This is a genomic window from Bacillus sp. PK3_68 (genome assembly GCF_003600835.1).
Lineage (GTDB): Bacteria > Bacillota > Bacilli > Bacillales > Domibacillaceae > Pseudobacillus.
In genome coordinates this window covers 622,808-636,502 of sequence record NZ_NQYC01000001.1, presented here as the reverse complement: position 1 = coordinate 636,502, position 13,695 = coordinate 622,808, and the positions used below count along the sequence as shown (strand labels likewise).

Genomic DNA, 13,695 nt, shown 5'->3' with positions numbered 1-13,695 from the left:
TGGAAAGAAGAAAATAAAAAAGCCAGGGAAGCCCTGACACAATGATTAGCCTATATATTCTAAGGAGGATTACAGATGAGTACTACTTTAAACAGTATTTCCAACTTCTACAGAAATATACAAATAAGCCTGGCTTTTGCCTGGCTTATCAACGACCGTATCCAATTAAGTGAAAGCTGGGTGCCATTGAATACAAAATAGTTTATTCGAAGGTGTAAGAAAGGTGCAAAAGGCCAGGAAAGCTTCTGACTACGATTTATAAGGAAAGGATAAGTGTATTAACTGATATTTATTGAGTAATTTGTCTAATTCCTCGCTGTATTTTAACGTTTGGAGATCGGTAAAACCTTTACGCATTCCTGTTGAGATCATGAGGCTTCGAATGTTATTGATTTGATTTATTAACTCATCGGCTTCTTTAATTTCTTTTTGTAAGCTCATTTTCACCACCCCTAAACCTTTAGTATTATATATATCGGCAGGTGTTAAAGGTAATATTATACTTTTATTTTACATTAAAAGTAATATTTTTCTTAAGTTTTACAAAAAAATGAATAAAAAAGCCGGGGAAGCTCCCGGCCTTTGGAATAAATAGTGTTGGTACCTATTCACTACAGTTTGAATAAAACGCAAGAGCAGCTGCATTAAGAAGGGTATTTAGTAGAGGAGATAGCTGATTTTCCCGATAAAGAAGGGAAATATAAAGTTAAATATGGAACTAACAATTGCACTTGGGGGAAATGCGTAATGTTTACAGCAAACAGCGCATTAGTAGAAATTCGGGTAAGAAATGTATTGAATGGAAATTACCAAAAGGAGCAGGTTCCAAAGCTGTCGAACTTAAAAGAGATCGTATATCAAGTATTAGATGTCAGCGCTGATCTATAGCAGGTGTTATTTTTTAGATATGAGCGGAATGATAAAACGTAAACAGTGTAGGCTTTCTTGTTTTATAAGACTTATGAACTGTAATTTATCCGGGGAAATAAGTTTTAAGATCTATCGCTGACGGATCGCCGTGTGCGGCGAAAGCCGCCTGCATGGTGAAGGCTCGTTATAAACTGAGAGATAGAGAAGGATAAGACGAGAATAGCGCACAAAAAATTAAAAATATCTCAAGTGACAATATCAGTATTACCAACAAAGATTTTACCCTAACGTCTGATTTAGTAGTCGGGAATACTAGCTGGTCGGATACGGGTTTGCAAGTTGATTTCACTTCAGGAAGTGCTCAAAATATTGCTGGTCAATTACTTATTACTGTCGGAGCAGAGACTGCTGCTCTCTCGATCAATAATATGCATCTTTACTACTTACAGGAAGGCAGGTATATACTGCCCTACGGTTATGAATATCAAAATTCATCGTATTCTTTAGTTCAACAAAAGAAAATTTTATAAGCGAATTAACTCTAGGGGCTACTGTAACTGTAAAAGTAAAAGACAGTCAAGGAAATGTATCAACCGGGGTAACAATTAATGTAGTTAATCCAGCGCCTTGAGTGCATCTTTTCACACCTCACCTTTTTAGGTGGGGGTTTTTCTTACACACCCGGACGATAATACGACACAAAACACTTAACAGAATAGGTGTATTTTTATGAAAAGGAAAGGTGCAGACACTACTGTATAGTAGGTGTTATTACCAAAAATATTTTTAAAAGTTATTAAAGAAAGTCTTTCACAATGACGATAAATAACGCAGGAGAAATAAGTTTTAACTTTTTCCAGTATTGATTTTCTATATTACAACTAGCATAAAAACAAGGGTGGGGAAAATGGGAGACATAGAACACGAAGCTAAAATTGAAGTTTCTCTGTCCGATTACGAACAATTAAAAAAGACTGCTGATCAGTATGCCAATCTTCATAAAGCTCTATTAGAGTATATGGGATATGAAGAGGAGTTTCTCATTACGAGACCAGGGTTCAAAAGGATGACTAAAGAGGAATTAATAACAATTATTTTTGAGCAAAGGAGCGTAATTAGAAAATTAATAGGTGATCTAGAGGCATCGAAGCGAGAAGAACACATTCGGTTTCTAGACACTCTTTACATGAATCGAATTTATTAATAAAGCAAAAGGCACCTGAAAAAGGTGTCTTTTTTTATGTAAAGAAAGGGGATATGTGAAGGGAACTTACGAAAGGAGTTGCCCAGATGGGGGGAAAACAAGGAAATGTAGACTTGAATCAATTAGTAGGAAACAAACGGCTGTCATGGTTTTTGAATAAGGAAGAGACAAAGGCCGCTGTTGTCCCAAAGGGAAAGTATCGTATCTATACAGGCGCATTTAGGACTGAAGAAGAAGCGAGGAAGCAAGCCGAATTAATTGGCGAGAAGCTAGGGTACAAGCCATTTGCTAAGGAAAAAAGAATCTGGACAGGCGTGTTTAATACGATGGAATCAGCTACGATAGCTCAACAGAATATTAGCCGAGAGTTTGGTTTCAATGCGCAAATTAGGCAAGAACAATGAGAAAAGCCCCGCTCGTTTGAGTGGGGCTTATTTTTATTGCCAATGCTTTTTCCAGTTTCTAATCACTGCTCCTGGATTATTATAGATAGGATCATATTGATCAAAAATATTTTTAGATGGATCTAAGTATAATTCACTAAAGTACCATTCCCCTTCAGCATTATCATAGCCTGCAATGAGGAATGAATTCTTTCCAAGAACTTGAGCTCTTAGTGTATAACCGGCGTCTACAATTTTAGTTAAAACACCGTTTTTCATATAGTACCATGAAGCAGTTTCAGAATTAGAACTTTCTATTTCTGCAACCGCTAAAATATCTGGTTGCCCTTTATATTTAGAGGGGTACATATGAACAGTTCTCTTTGTTGAATTCAATGTGTAGTCTTTAAAATAATGACGAGACTGTTTAATTTGCCCTGTTCCAACCTTTTGTGTGTAGAGTGTGTAATTCCCTTTGTAAAGCAAATCTCCCGGATTGGCTCCGGCCCAAACACCTGCCCAGTCACCACGGTTGTATGAGGCAATTGCCTTTTTCTCTCTAACCCCGGCAAAATACACTTTATAAGCCACACCATTTGCATCTTTCAATGTGTATGTAATCCGGCTTTGTTTAGGGCTGATCGGATTTTTTGCTGCTTCTGCAGTTGAATGAAAGGCTGTAAAACCGATAAGTAATAAGACCATAGATATAAGTACCTTTAAAAATTTTTTCATTTTTTTCTCCTTTTTATTTATAAGTATATTTTATCAGGTAAAATAGGGTTGGGAAGAAATAATTAGAAAGTTTTTCTAGTTATTTGAATAAAAAGTTCTATATATCACATGAAGGGAAGGATATTATTGTCATTGAATAGTATTAAAGGCTTTAAAGAGTTGGATAAGTTCAGGTGTGAAAACAATGTAAATCTTCGATGCAGAAAGACAGGGCTCTTTTTGAGACATTCGGAGCCAATAGAAGGAGCCATGCTTTTTCTTGTATTAGAAGACGGATCATTAGTAGAAATGGCAGCGCATCAATTAGAGGAAACATTTGAGATAGTACCATCAGCAAAGAGGAAATAAAGAATAAAGCCACCTCTTTTCACGGTCACCATGGTGACCAATTAGGGACCAAATTCATCAAAAATCTTCTTTTTTGACTCGAATTAATCATAATGGGAAGATTAAAAATCTTGACACAATCGTATTCCTAGAGTGTTAATAAGAATTAACTTGAATAGTGTATCCTTCGGGGCGGGGTGAATATAATCACCTTTGCCCCGTTTTTATTATGCCTATAAACGTTGATATATCAACGTTTTTTAGTTATCAACTTTTATCATTTCTGCGAGTTGGGGACCAATTGGGGACCATTTGCAGAAATTGATAAGTTATCAGGAGAAAAACGATCAAATTTCTCAGCAGCACTTTGAGCGGCCTTTTGGCTAACGTGGCCATAAATATCATTCGTCACTCGTGAGGAGGAGTGTCTAGCTCTTTCCTGAATGATTCTCATATTTACACCTTCTTCAATAAGTAAGGTGACCATCGTATGTCGCAAATCATGAAGTCGAATGTTAAAACCATGTTCTTTTCTGATCTTCCACCATTTTTGAGTGATAGACTGCGGATGAAATCTTTCTCCAACCCCGTTATGGAATAGGTACTGGTTGTTTCCACCTTTCCATTGATCGTCAATAAGTTCACGTTCCTTCTCCCAGTTATCTACATATTCTCTAAGTTCGTCCATATACCATTGTGGCATAGTTAATTCATCGGATCGTCCTGTCTTTGTTTCCTTGAGTGTTGCTTTCCCATTTACAGAAATGACACTTTTATTAATGGACAGAGCATTTCGTTCCCAAATAATATCGGTGAGCTCCAAGGGGACTACTTCGCCGCGTCTAAGTCCACCGATTAAAGCGGTCAGGAAAATCATTCGCCAGGTAGGGGAGAGATTTTCATATAACCATATGATTAATTGAGAAGCTTGATCTTGATCAAGAAAACTCATTTCTTTCTTCTGGATTGGTGGTCGTTCAATTTCCTTCATCGGGTTGTCCTTAATGACTCGCCATTCTTTAGCAGTTGAAAAGACATTTCTCAACGTTTTGTCTATCTCATAAATAGTATTAGGGGAGAGGCCACCTGGTTTGCCATCTTTTCGAGCACCTTCCCTTGATAAATCATCATAGAAAGTAACGATCTGCATAGGATTGATTTGATCTATTTTCTTATCCTGGAAATAGGGGATAATATGGTTCTTCAAAAGGTTTAATCGCTCAGTTAGCGTTTTGATCCCTAGTTTTTTCTTTCCTTTTTTCTCTTTCCATTCTTCTATAAAGTCTGCAAAGTACATTTTTTCAGGCGATATATACTCGCCAGCTTCTACTTCTGCTTTAAATTTATAGAGCTCTCCTTGAAGAAAGTCATTTAGTTTTTTCTTCTTTTTAAGAAGGGATTCATCCTCTACTTTAATAGTTCTTTTCTTTCTTATTCTTCTTCCATTTCCGTCATAACCGAGTTCTACAAGAAGACGAAAAGAGTTCTTTCCACGTCGTTCAATACTCGCCATGTTCTCACTCCTTTATTACTATCATTCCGTTTGCTTATGTATTATTCCATTAACACGCGGCTACAAATAGTGTTCTTGAGCTTCGGCCATAGCCTGCCAAAAATACAAACTTTCTTTTTGTTGCAGCCATCTTTCTAGTCGATGAGCAGCAAAAGAAAATTCAACCGTAAAAGTTCGGGCCAGTAAGTAAATTACTTCTTGTTTCCGCCAAGGAAATTCTAATTGTTCCATCATAAAAGTAGGAATACAAAAGTGTAGAGCAAAGTTATTAGCCTGCCACTCTTGTAATTCGATAAAGGGAAGAGGGAGGCACCTTTGGTTGCCGCAGTGTCGCAATAAATGCCCTAATTCGTGGCCGAAATCTTGCCATTGGGCTTCTGGAGTTAAGTGCCGATTGATAAGGATGAGAGGATGTTCCGGCATATGAATAGTTTTACTGACACCACTTATGTATTCCACATCTACACCTAGCCGACTTGAAACAAGTTCAATACTTAGTTGTTCAGGTTCATAGATGTGAATGGATTGATATAAAGAAAAAATGTAGTCCTCCAATCTTGTAGAATAGGCCATTGACTTCACCTCGACATTTTTAGAACGTATGTTCCTTTTTATAGCATAATAAAACCCCAATCGGTAGAAAGGGGAGTGCGAGGAAATCAAACATTTCCTCAGTAAGAAAATAGTACCACTTTCATGATAGAATGAAAAGATATTAAGGGAGAATGTCTACTTTTATAGAGGTAAGGAGCAAAACTCATTGTGGTTGAAGAACGAGGGAAATATTTTAAGTTAATTGTCCTTTTAGATAAAGTAGCGATGCAAAATGATTGTAGAATGCTTCTTGTTGTCAACGGCTGAAACCATGTAAAGACTTAGAGTCAGATAGTCCAAGCAAACGATTAAGTTTTGGAGGTATGCTTAATGAAGAGAGGGATTACTTTTGAAATACCAAATGAATACGGAAGTTTACTTGGGGATCTATTAGAGCCAATTGATATTACTACATTTAATTGGCGAGTAGGCGATGGAGAGTCATATCTAGTAGGTGATGACAGTTCTGAGGAAGCACTTTTCTCAAAAGACGTTATTAAGGGGAATGAACTCAAAATTCTAATAGAAGATAATAGATATTACCTCATTTTTGTTGACTTACAAGCATATCCAAAAGGAGAAGTATCCGAAGTTAAAACCTACACTGAATTTATTGAAAGTAAATGTGAGCTTGTTCTGCTAGTGGTCGATTCTTGTTATGGTACCATCTACTGTAAAAATAAGAGGAAGATAGAGTTATTATATCGGAATGCGAAAGAACGTGGATTTGTAGGTGTTGAGTATATTACTAGTGAAAATGATATAAGAACAAGGTTGTCGGTATGGTAACATCCAAAAAGCTTGATGTGTGAAGGTTTTCTTTCTTCAAGAAAGCAGAGGACGGGCTTTTTTAATAACGGTGAAATAGGTTAATGCATATGAAAAACTTAGAGGTGAAACAGGTATGAAAAAAAGGTTAATATTCTTTTTGGTGGGAACAATTTTACTTATCACTTCTCTGCCATTAAGCACAGAAATGGTAATGGAACTCATTTATAATCAGAAAATGAATACAGAGTATAAAATTGCAAACGTAAGCGAAGGTTTTCCTCCTACTAAATCCACATTCCGTTTTAAAGGACATATTGTAGAGATTAAGGAAGCAATAAAAAATGAGGATAGTTATGTAGACCCTTGGGGTAATAAAATCGGCATTGCAGATTTATCCTTAAAATTAGATGGAGAGAAAATAGATACATTAAAAGATTATCCAATAAGGGTAGAGGAAAAAGGTTTAAATAGATACTATGGAGAAATTGCTTATTTACTCTTAGAAGATAAAAAAAGTGGCAAAACCCAATTCATTGTACTTTTGAAAAAAACAAGAGAATTGGAAAAAGAGATGCCTAATGGAGATATAGTTGGTGGAGTTCCCTCAGAGAAATTAAAGTACACACTACACACATTGGATGAAGAAGGGAATTTGAACAATCAATCTTTTAGTTTCACCGAGCGTGATGCTTTACAAACAAAACTACTTAATGCTGGTGTTATGGTTCCTTATTCGATTGGATATTATACAGATGCTTGGGAATTTTACCCTACAATATTTTTTCCCCTTCTCTTTCCATTCGCAACTTTCGTAGTCGGATTCGTATTAATAGTTGTCTTTTTTCCTATTAGAAAAGTAAAGAAATAAAAGTTTGCGAACCTACTTCAGCTAAACGAGTGCGTTAGTTGAAGAAGAAGTTTTGAAAAAAAGCCTGTATCAATGATTACTTGGTAATCCATGATACAGGCTTTATCTATGGGTAACTAATTGTCCTTATATATTTTCAACTCAGTATTTCCTTTTTTAATGGACCAACTTAAAGCAGCTTAAGCTCATCTATCTTTATCACGATCATGCTTTGGATCACAAGCGGGGTGTCATTTGTCAACGCTATTTGGATATTTTTTTAGTATTTTAATATCTTTGAATGTTAACGAGAGGAACGATTAAGAATAATATTAGCAACACGTTGCATTTGATCTTTATCAAATATCTCATCGAATTCAAGTCGACGTTTGCCGTATTGAATGTAAAGTCCTTTTTCCATTAATCCATCCTTAAACCATTTCACATCATGTATGGTTTGGTATCGGAATTTCTCAACGATAGATAAATTGTTTGCAACAAACCAAACACGCTTATCTGTGACAAATAAATAACCTTTATATTCTTTTGTTTTAGACTTATCAAACTCGCAATTCAAAAAGGTAATGCCACGTTCGTTCGCTTCAAATACTCGATCTTTTACCGATTTAAAAAAGGCTGCATGTTTGTCCACAGCTCGGTATTCATACTCAGTGTATCTATGGATTTCTTCAGCGACAAAGTTTGAAAGAAGGGAGAGGGTTTCTTGGTGCTTTTGTTGAGCTTTTTCTCTAGCAATCCGTTCTTTTTCTTGTCTCTTAGCCTGTTGAGCTCTCTTTCTTTCATCCGATTGAGCTTGAGCTTGCCTCTTTTTCTCCATTTTTATGGCTTCTTTTTGAGTGCGAAACTCCATTACTTTTTGATTGATTGCGTTTGAGTCTTTTCCTTTTGAAAGCAGTTTAATAAAGACGTCTTCTACCTTGTAGCAAACTTGTCTATAAATGCCCATTCTTATTCACTCTCCTTAGCTGATTGATTTCTTAGCTACATAAAAGCGGCGGGCTAGCCAAGCAAGTCCAACGAATCCTACACCAGCAGCCGTTTGAGCATTATCTTCCTTGTGTTTTTCTAATCCTTTATCATAGTAGTGTTTAAAAACAACTTCAGCGTGCTCATACTCTTCAGGAAGCACATAGTCTTCTCCACTGTCTCCAAGTTCGAATCCAGCTTCCTGTATCTCCTGGACTTCTTCATTAGATTCGAATCCTTCTTTGTACCACTTAATATATTTGGGATTATCAATCTTTGGCGCCTGGTATTTAAGATTAGTAAATGCAGCATTATATCCCTTTTGAACGTACTTTTCTTTAAATTCAGCCAGTCCTTTTTTAAATCCATCCTCGTAGGCTTGATAATAACTTTCTTTCATATTATCTAAGGTTTGGCGCATATCTTCTAATCCATCTTCATAGCCCATCTTTGAGTATTTAGCGATGAATTTTTCATCACGAGCTTTTACCACTTCATTAAAGCTTTCAGTGAAAGCATCTTTTAACACAGTATTTTCCTTGTATTTGTCTGGAACAGAGAGAGTATCTGTTTTTTGACCAAGAGCAGCTCCTTCTTTTTGGGCTGTTATTTTCTCGGCTTCGAGTTTCTTCTGACCTTCAACATAGCCTTTCTCATATCCACTTTCATAACCTTCATTGTATGATTCAGAGCCAGATCCTTCAGCGTTCTTAGTTGCAGCTACGTATCCATCTTCATAACCAGAATCATAACCTTCTTTTTCTCCTTTAGAACGATCCGCTGCTTCTTGCTGTGCTGCAATTTCAGCGGGGGACGGTTCATTGGACGGGGAGGCGGAAGAGCTACCACCACTACTTGAACTATCACTACTGCTACCACCACCTGAACTGTTTCCACCGCCTCCATTATGATAGTGATACTGTCCGTCTTGAAGGCCCCATTTCGCACAATTTGTGCGGCATGTGTGGCCTCCATTACTATCTGTTCTTCCTGGATGTGCAAAAGACGACGTAGCAATACTAAAAGTTAGAAGGGGAACTAGTACAGCGACTTTCTTTTTCACTTTCTCAACTCCTAATCGTATTAGTGGTTTTTAATTAACTAAATTTTTCTATTTGATGAGCAATATTTAATAAGTCTATATAACTAATAATCGAGCAAAATAAAGACACGCCGCAGCGTGTGTAAATGGAAAGTAATTTCCTATATTATCCTACAAATCAATTTAAAATTCTATATCCTCCGTTCGTCAAATAACGACAAGAACTCATGAAGTAAGCAACTATAATCAGTATATTGACCTAGTGGCTGTGATAAAAGTTTATAAAGGAGGAAAGTTAGTTGGTTAGAAGACTCACATAATATGAAACATACAACTGAGAACAGTGTATGATTTAAGTAAGGGATTTTTTGTAAACTTCCTTCTTTCGGTATTATGTTAATCATGAACAGATGGGTGACTGGTTTTGAAAGGAGAACATCTAGTGAAATATAAAGTGCTTGATAAGTATATAAAGCTAATTGAATCTTTTTTAAAGAATGAAATAGGTGTTGCAGAATTTGAAAAAAAATATTTTAAAACCTTTTTAAATGATCCTGACGAAAAAGAGCTAGATGAAGAGTCGTTTACTATTTTGAATGACTTATTTGAATCAGTAGACTGTTATTGGCACGAATGTAAACCAGGAGAAGAAACAGATTTTGAAATATCAGAAGAACAGTTAAGAGTTGATACACAAAAAGCTTTGCAAGGATTATATTTTTTAAAAAGATCATAGATATCATTTATTTCCTATTTCGAGGATTATATTAACCAAAGAAAGGGCCATAGTTTCTAACTGAAAAGCTTTAAATACGCTTATGCTTTCAGCAACTGTATCATTTAAAACAAAGTTCGGTTATTTGAAATAAAGATTGATAAATTATGAGTAAGTTTAATTGAAAGTCCTATTTTTATGATTTTCTTCTTAAACTAACGGGGCAGATTAGTGAAAAAAGAAAGAATAGAATATACTTGTATTCGAAAAAATAAATAACTTTTATATATTCCGCATATTGCCAATCTAGTATGTTATACTGTAAACAACCTTTGAAGCTTTAAACCTTTTTCAATTACCTGTACCATCTCCCTACTCGAACGTTGAGTAGGGTTTTTTATTAAGTATGATATAGAGGGCATAAAAAAACAGGCCCTATATAAAGAGCCTGTTTGTCTAATCGATTTAAGATTAAGCAACTTTTTGAACGTTAGCAGCTTGAGCTCCACGAGGACCTTGCTCAACGTCAAACGTTACTTTTTGACCTTCGTCTAAAGATTTGAATCCGTCACTTTGGATTGCAGAGAAGTGTACGAATACATCGTCTCCATTTGCACGTTCGATAAAGCCAAAACCTTTATCTGCATTAAACCATTTCACTGTACCTTGTTCCATTTTTGTTGCCTCCTAGTGCGTTACCACACATTATATTACTATCCTTGCCCAAAGTATCATCAAGACGAAAAGTCAATATTCATACTATCCTTTACACCGAACAAAAATAATTCTTCTTTATCATAACAGGAAACGGAAAAAATTGCAAATTAATATTATTATTTTAATCATGAAATTATTTGTTAAACGTGTGGATACAAGTGCAGAAGCGGTAAGCAAAATAGAAAGTATCAATAATTCTTCACCGAATTTGTAACATGGTCTAAGATGCCTGTTAATAATTATGGTTTGAAACCCCCGTGAAAATGAATCACGAGTGTCTTCAAACCTTTTTCTTTGCTTAAGAGTACTTCAAAGATAATTTCTACGGTTATTGATTGTTAAAGATTTCTTTAAAAAGCTCAACTGTTTATTGTTCAAGTGCAAGATATTCTCTTAAAAGCAGTTCACCATCTAAATAAACCGATTCCTATAGGGGAAGCAGGGAGAGAGTTTGGCCCGGTAAAGAGCTGGGTATAATCTTCGTACGCCCTTTGTATCCCGGTTGGCTCTGCTAATAAAGATTTAATTGAGCCTGAAATTCGTTTCGTATTTCCATTAATTTCACAGAGAGATTGGAAAAACGATTCACTTAACAACTTTTGAAAAGGATCCTTAGCTAGAGGGCGAGATAAACCAAAACGAATGACGTCATTCACAACCAAACTTGTATGAAAAAGCGATTCAAAAGAGGGCGATTCTAATTCTTCTAGGGCAGCCATATCCATTTCCCTTTTTGATTTTCTTTTCTTTCCTGAGTTAAAAACAGTCCATAAAAATTGTTATCAAAAGAATTTCTTTAATAAAAACAGGTGTCAAATAAAATTATAAAATATGTTAATAAATTATGGATGATGGGATCAGGTTCCACTTTGGTGAAATGAGGAAATAAAAGTTTTTTATGAAAATGGGATAAATATGACAGTTACCATATATGGTGTATGGCAGCTGGGACTTCAAAGGCAATAAAACGTTTTTTATACTTAGATTAACAACATCAGGGAAGGTGAAACTCTAAGAAATGAATGAACAGAACCCAAGGGCTTTGAGAAAACTGGTTACTCCTTATGAAAAGTCCGATTTACAAAAAAGTATTTGGCAAATCATTAACACATTGGTACCATTCTTCCTGTTATGGTGGTTGGCATATAAGAGCTTGTCGATTTCTTATTTCCTTACATTAGCGATTTCTGTCGTTGCGGCAGGTTTTTTAGTAAGAACCTTCATCATCTTTCATGATTGTTGCCACTATTCCTTTTTCAAGAACAGAAAGGCGAATCGGATCCTTGGAACAATAACAGGAATTCTGACTCTTCATCCTTTTGACCATTGGGCACACGACCATTCTGTCCATCATGCGACAAGCAGCAACCTAGACAAACGGGGTACAGGTGATATTTGGGTACTGACCGTTGAGGAATATAAAGAAGCTTCAACTAAGACAAAAATAATGTACCGTTTGTACAGAAATCCTTTTGTTATGTTTATTATTGGTCCGATTTACGTCTTCGCGATTACCAATCGTTTTAATCGTAAAGGGGCAAAACGCAAAGAGCGGATGAATACGTATGTAACGAACCTAGGGATCGTCGCTTTGGCAGCACTTTTATGTTGGGCTATTGGCTGGCAAAATTTCCTGCTGGTTCAGATGCCAACTTTTATGATATCGGGATCCCTCGGAATTTGGCTGTTTTATATTCAGCATACGTTTGAGGATTCTTATTTTGAAGAAGATGAGCATTGGGAATATGTGAAAGCAGCAGTTGAAGGGAGCTCTTTTTATAAGCTTCCAAAATTCATGCAATGGCTAACAGGCAATATCGGTTTCCATCATGTTCATCATTTAAGCCCGAGAGTTCCAAACTATAAGCTTGAAGAGGTTCATAATAACACTGAACCATTGCAAAATGTTCCGACCATTACACTGGCAACAAGCCTTAAGTCATTAAAGTTCCGCTTATGGGATGAAGAAGGCAAAAAATTTGTTGGTTTTAACCACTTAAAAAAAGCTTCTAAAAGCCAAGTATCAGCGCGACTAACAACAGATTAAATAAACTCCCCTTAATCGATGATTAAGGGGAGTTTATTTTGCAGAATAAAAGTGCAGACTCACGCAACAGTTTTGTGCAGAGGTCAGCACTTTTTTAGTGCCAAATATACTTATGGACTCCACAATGAGGTACAGTTGTAAAAAATAAGGGGAAATGTTATATAAAATTGAAAAAGATAATCGGTATATTGTTAATTTTAATTATTAATTTCCTATAACGAGTACTTTAGCGCAATAGAGCCTATTAAAATTATCAGTAATCAAAAGAGTAATTTGCAAAAACACTTCATCTGTTCTTATTATGGTAGTCATCATTCATAGATACCGGGTAAACAAAGTGAAACTCCCACTGAATTCATGTTTCTTCAGTGGGGGTTTTCATTTATTCAATACATCTTCGCCAAAGCCTTTTCCATCTGTTCTTCATTCGCCTTAACCTCATGGCTATTCACATCATCAACGCCTCGGTATGTATACTTTGTGTTCTACCAAAAGTCAAAAGCAAAGAGGAAAGTCAGTGTGTTATCCTATCCTTATTGAAAAATTATAATCAAGTACGATTGAAAGTCCTATTTTTATGCTTTTCTTATTAAGCTAAAGGGGCATTTCTGTAATAAGCAGGAATGCTTTTTCGTATTGTGCTAACAAGTGCAGTTTAATGGAATAAGGAGTTTTACCATAACTAGGTTAATAACATTAAGAATTATCATGTGGTGAATATAATTTGTTAGAGTTAAGATAAAAAAGATTTCAGCTTGAGCTTGGAATCCTTTCTAAATTATATAAATTTATTCGCTTTTTTGAAGTATTTTAGCAGTATAATAGTATTGGTAATTATACAATGACAGATTTTTTTCTTTGCTATTATTCAAAAATTCTTCAAAGATTTTTGTTGATATAGATAAAAATTGTAAAATAGTTCTAATTTTATTATAAAAAGAGG

17 protein-coding genes are annotated in these 13,695 nt (G+C 35.6%); 9 read left to right on the top strand and 8 right to left on the bottom strand.

The annotated features are described in order from the left end of the window. Positions 1 to 75: 75 nt before the first annotated feature. Entirely contained in the window at positions 76 to 201 is a 126-nt protein-coding gene (locus CJ483_RS24890) for a hypothetical protein (RefSeq protein ID WP_259455554.1), read from the top strand. 48 nt (positions 202 to 249) lie between these two features. Here the strand turns inward: CJ483_RS24890 and CJ483_RS03220 are convergent, their stop codons facing one another. Next, positions 250 to 441, bottom strand: coding sequence for an aspartyl-phosphate phosphatase Spo0E family protein (locus CJ483_RS03220; protein WP_120031880.1), 192 nt, complete (start codon positions 439 to 441; stop codon positions 250 to 252). Between the two features lie 306 nt (positions 442 to 747). Between CJ483_RS03220 and CJ483_RS24345 the strand changes: the two genes are divergently transcribed. The 3 genes from CJ483_RS24345 (at position 748) to CJ483_RS03210 (ending at position 2,478) form a co-directional block, all read left to right on the top strand. After that, the gene (locus CJ483_RS24345; RefSeq protein ID WP_182916951.1) at positions 748 to 888 is read left to right on the top strand and encodes a hypothetical protein; all 141 of its coding nucleotides are present in this window, start codon (positions 748 to 750) and stop codon (positions 886 to 888) included. An 889-nt stretch (positions 889 to 1,777) separates the two neighbouring features. After that, positions 1,778 to 2,074, top strand: a complete 297-nt coding sequence (locus CJ483_RS03215) for a hypothetical protein (RefSeq protein ID WP_120031878.1) — start codon at positions 1,778 to 1,780, stop codon at positions 2,072 to 2,074. An 86-nt stretch (positions 2,075 to 2,160) separates the two neighbouring features. Further along, positions 2,161 to 2,478 carry an SPOR domain-containing protein gene (locus CJ483_RS03210; RefSeq protein WP_120031876.1) on the top strand — a complete coding sequence of 106 codons (318 nt, stop codon included), beginning with the start codon at positions 2,161 to 2,163 and terminating at the stop codon, positions 2,476 to 2,478. 33 nt (positions 2,479 to 2,511) lie between these two features. Here the strand turns inward: CJ483_RS03210 and CJ483_RS03205 are convergent, their stop codons facing one another. Next, complete coding sequence (locus CJ483_RS03205; protein ID WP_120031874.1) at positions 2,512 to 3,192, bottom strand: hypothetical protein; 681 nt, start codon at positions 3,190 to 3,192, stop codon at positions 2,512 to 2,514. A gap of 219 nt (positions 3,193 to 3,411) precedes the next feature. Between CJ483_RS03205 and CJ483_RS24885 the strand changes: the two genes are divergently transcribed. Continuing rightward, on the top strand, positions 3,412 to 3,540 hold the full coding sequence (locus tag CJ483_RS24885) for a hypothetical protein (RefSeq protein WP_259455553.1): 129 nt from the start codon (positions 3,412 to 3,414) through the stop codon (positions 3,538 to 3,540). A gap of 256 nt (positions 3,541 to 3,796) precedes the next feature. Here CJ483_RS24885 and CJ483_RS03195 read toward each other — a convergent pair whose 3' ends face one another. Then, positions 3,797 to 5,032, bottom strand: coding sequence for a tyrosine-type recombinase/integrase (locus CJ483_RS03195; protein ID WP_120031871.1), 1,236 nt, complete (start codon positions 5,030 to 5,032; stop codon positions 3,797 to 3,799). A 60-nt stretch (positions 5,033 to 5,092) separates the two neighbouring features. Then, positions 5,093 to 5,605: an ImmA/IrrE family metallo-endopeptidase gene (locus CJ483_RS03190; protein WP_120031869.1), complete on the bottom strand. Its 513-nt coding sequence runs from the start codon at positions 5,603 to 5,605 to the stop codon at positions 5,093 to 5,095. Positions 5,606 to 5,956: 351 nt separating this feature from the next. Between CJ483_RS03190 and CJ483_RS03185 the strand changes: the two genes are divergently transcribed. Both CJ483_RS03185 and CJ483_RS03180 read left to right on the top strand, forming a co-directional pair. Next, the gene (locus CJ483_RS03185) at positions 5,957 to 6,415 is read left to right on the top strand and encodes a DUF2691 family protein (protein WP_120031867.1); all 459 of its coding nucleotides are present in this window, start codon (positions 5,957 to 5,959) and stop codon (positions 6,413 to 6,415) included. A gap of 115 nt (positions 6,416 to 6,530) precedes the next feature. After that, positions 6,531 to 7,265, top strand: a complete 735-nt coding sequence (locus tag CJ483_RS03180) for a hypothetical protein (protein WP_120031865.1) — start codon at positions 6,531 to 6,533, stop codon at positions 7,263 to 7,265. A gap of 283 nt (positions 7,266 to 7,548) precedes the next feature. Here CJ483_RS03180 and CJ483_RS03175 read toward each other — a convergent pair whose 3' ends face one another. Then, positions 7,549 to 8,211, bottom strand: a complete 663-nt coding sequence (locus tag CJ483_RS03175; RefSeq protein WP_120031863.1) for a GRAM domain-containing protein — start codon at positions 8,209 to 8,211, stop codon at positions 7,549 to 7,551. A 15-nt stretch (positions 8,212 to 8,226) separates the two neighbouring features. Further along, a complete protein-coding gene (locus CJ483_RS03170; RefSeq protein ID WP_182916950.1) occupies positions 8,227 to 9,294 on the bottom strand; it encodes a YHYH domain-containing protein in 1,068 nt (355 codons plus the stop codon). A 421-nt stretch (positions 9,295 to 9,715) separates the two neighbouring features. Here CJ483_RS03170 and CJ483_RS03165 point away from each other — a divergent pair, with 421 nt between their 5' ends. Next, a complete protein-coding gene (locus CJ483_RS03165; RefSeq protein ID WP_259455552.1) occupies positions 9,716 to 10,009 on the top strand; it encodes a colicin immunity domain-containing protein in 294 nt (97 codons plus the stop codon). A 450-nt stretch (positions 10,010 to 10,459) separates the two neighbouring features. Here the strand turns inward: CJ483_RS03165 and CJ483_RS03160 are convergent, their stop codons facing one another. Both CJ483_RS03160 and CJ483_RS03155 read right to left on the bottom strand, forming a co-directional pair. After that, complete coding sequence (locus CJ483_RS03160; RefSeq protein WP_041096439.1) at positions 10,460 to 10,663, bottom strand: cold-shock protein; 204 nt, start codon at positions 10,661 to 10,663, stop codon at positions 10,460 to 10,462. Positions 10,664 to 11,109: 446 nt separating this feature from the next. Beyond that, positions 11,110 to 11,424, bottom strand: coding sequence for a hypothetical protein (locus CJ483_RS03155; protein ID WP_120031859.1), 315 nt, complete (start codon positions 11,422 to 11,424; stop codon positions 11,110 to 11,112). A 299-nt stretch (positions 11,425 to 11,723) separates the two neighbouring features. Between CJ483_RS03155 and desA the strand changes: the two genes are divergently transcribed. After that, on the top strand, positions 11,724 to 12,752 hold the full coding sequence (gene desA, locus CJ483_RS03150; protein WP_120031857.1) for a Delta(5) desaturase DesA: 1,029 nt from the start codon (positions 11,724 to 11,726) through the stop codon (positions 12,750 to 12,752). Positions 12,753 to 13,695 lie beyond the last annotated feature (943 nt).

What these genes read in the sequence shown, in the direction of transcription:
- CJ483_RS03205 (WP_120031874.1), bottom strand. Translation starts at nt 3,192, where the DNA reads ATGAAAAAATTTTTAAAGGTACTTATATCTATGGTCTTATTACTTATC.
- CJ483_RS03220 (WP_120031880.1), bottom strand. Translation starts at nt 441, where the DNA reads ATGAGCTTACAAAAAGAAATTAAAGAAGCCGATGAGTTAATAAATCAA.
- CJ483_RS03155 (WP_120031859.1), bottom strand. Translation starts at nt 11,424, where the DNA reads ATGGCTGCCCTAGAAGAATTAGAATCGCCCTCTTTTGAATCGCTTTTT.
- CJ483_RS03215 (WP_120031878.1), top strand. Translation starts at nt 1,778, where the DNA reads ATGGGAGACATAGAACACGAAGCTAAAATTGAAGTTTCTCTGTCCGAT.
- CJ483_RS03160 (WP_041096439.1), bottom strand. Translation starts at nt 10,663, where the DNA reads ATGGAACAAGGTACAGTGAAATGGTTTAATGCAGATAAAGGTTTTGGC.
- CJ483_RS03210 (WP_120031876.1), top strand. Translation starts at nt 2,161, where the DNA reads ATGGGGGGAAAACAAGGAAATGTAGACTTGAATCAATTAGTAGGAAAC.
- desA (WP_120031857.1), top strand. Translation starts at nt 11,724, where the DNA reads ATGAATGAACAGAACCCAAGGGCTTTGAGAAAACTGGTTACTCCTTAT.
- CJ483_RS03185 (WP_120031867.1), top strand. Translation starts at nt 5,957, where the DNA reads ATGAAGAGAGGGATTACTTTTGAAATACCAAATGAATACGGAAGTTTA.
- CJ483_RS24890 (WP_259455554.1), top strand. Translation starts at nt 76, where the DNA reads ATGAGTACTACTTTAAACAGTATTTCCAACTTCTACAGAAATATACAA.
- CJ483_RS03175 (WP_120031863.1), bottom strand. Translation starts at nt 8,211, where the DNA reads ATGGGCATTTATAGACAAGTTTGCTACAAGGTAGAAGACGTCTTTATT.
- CJ483_RS03180 (WP_120031865.1), top strand. Translation starts at nt 6,531, where the DNA reads ATGAAAAAAAGGTTAATATTCTTTTTGGTGGGAACAATTTTACTTATC.
- CJ483_RS03190 (WP_120031869.1), bottom strand. Translation starts at nt 5,605, where the DNA reads ATGGCCTATTCTACAAGATTGGAGGACTACATTTTTTCTTTATATCAA.
- CJ483_RS24345 (WP_182916951.1), top strand. Translation starts at nt 748, where the DNA reads ATGTTTACAGCAAACAGCGCATTAGTAGAAATTCGGGTAAGAAATGTA.
- CJ483_RS03195 (WP_120031871.1), bottom strand. Translation starts at nt 5,032, where the DNA reads ATGGCGAGTATTGAACGACGTGGAAAGAACTCTTTTCGTCTTCTTGTA.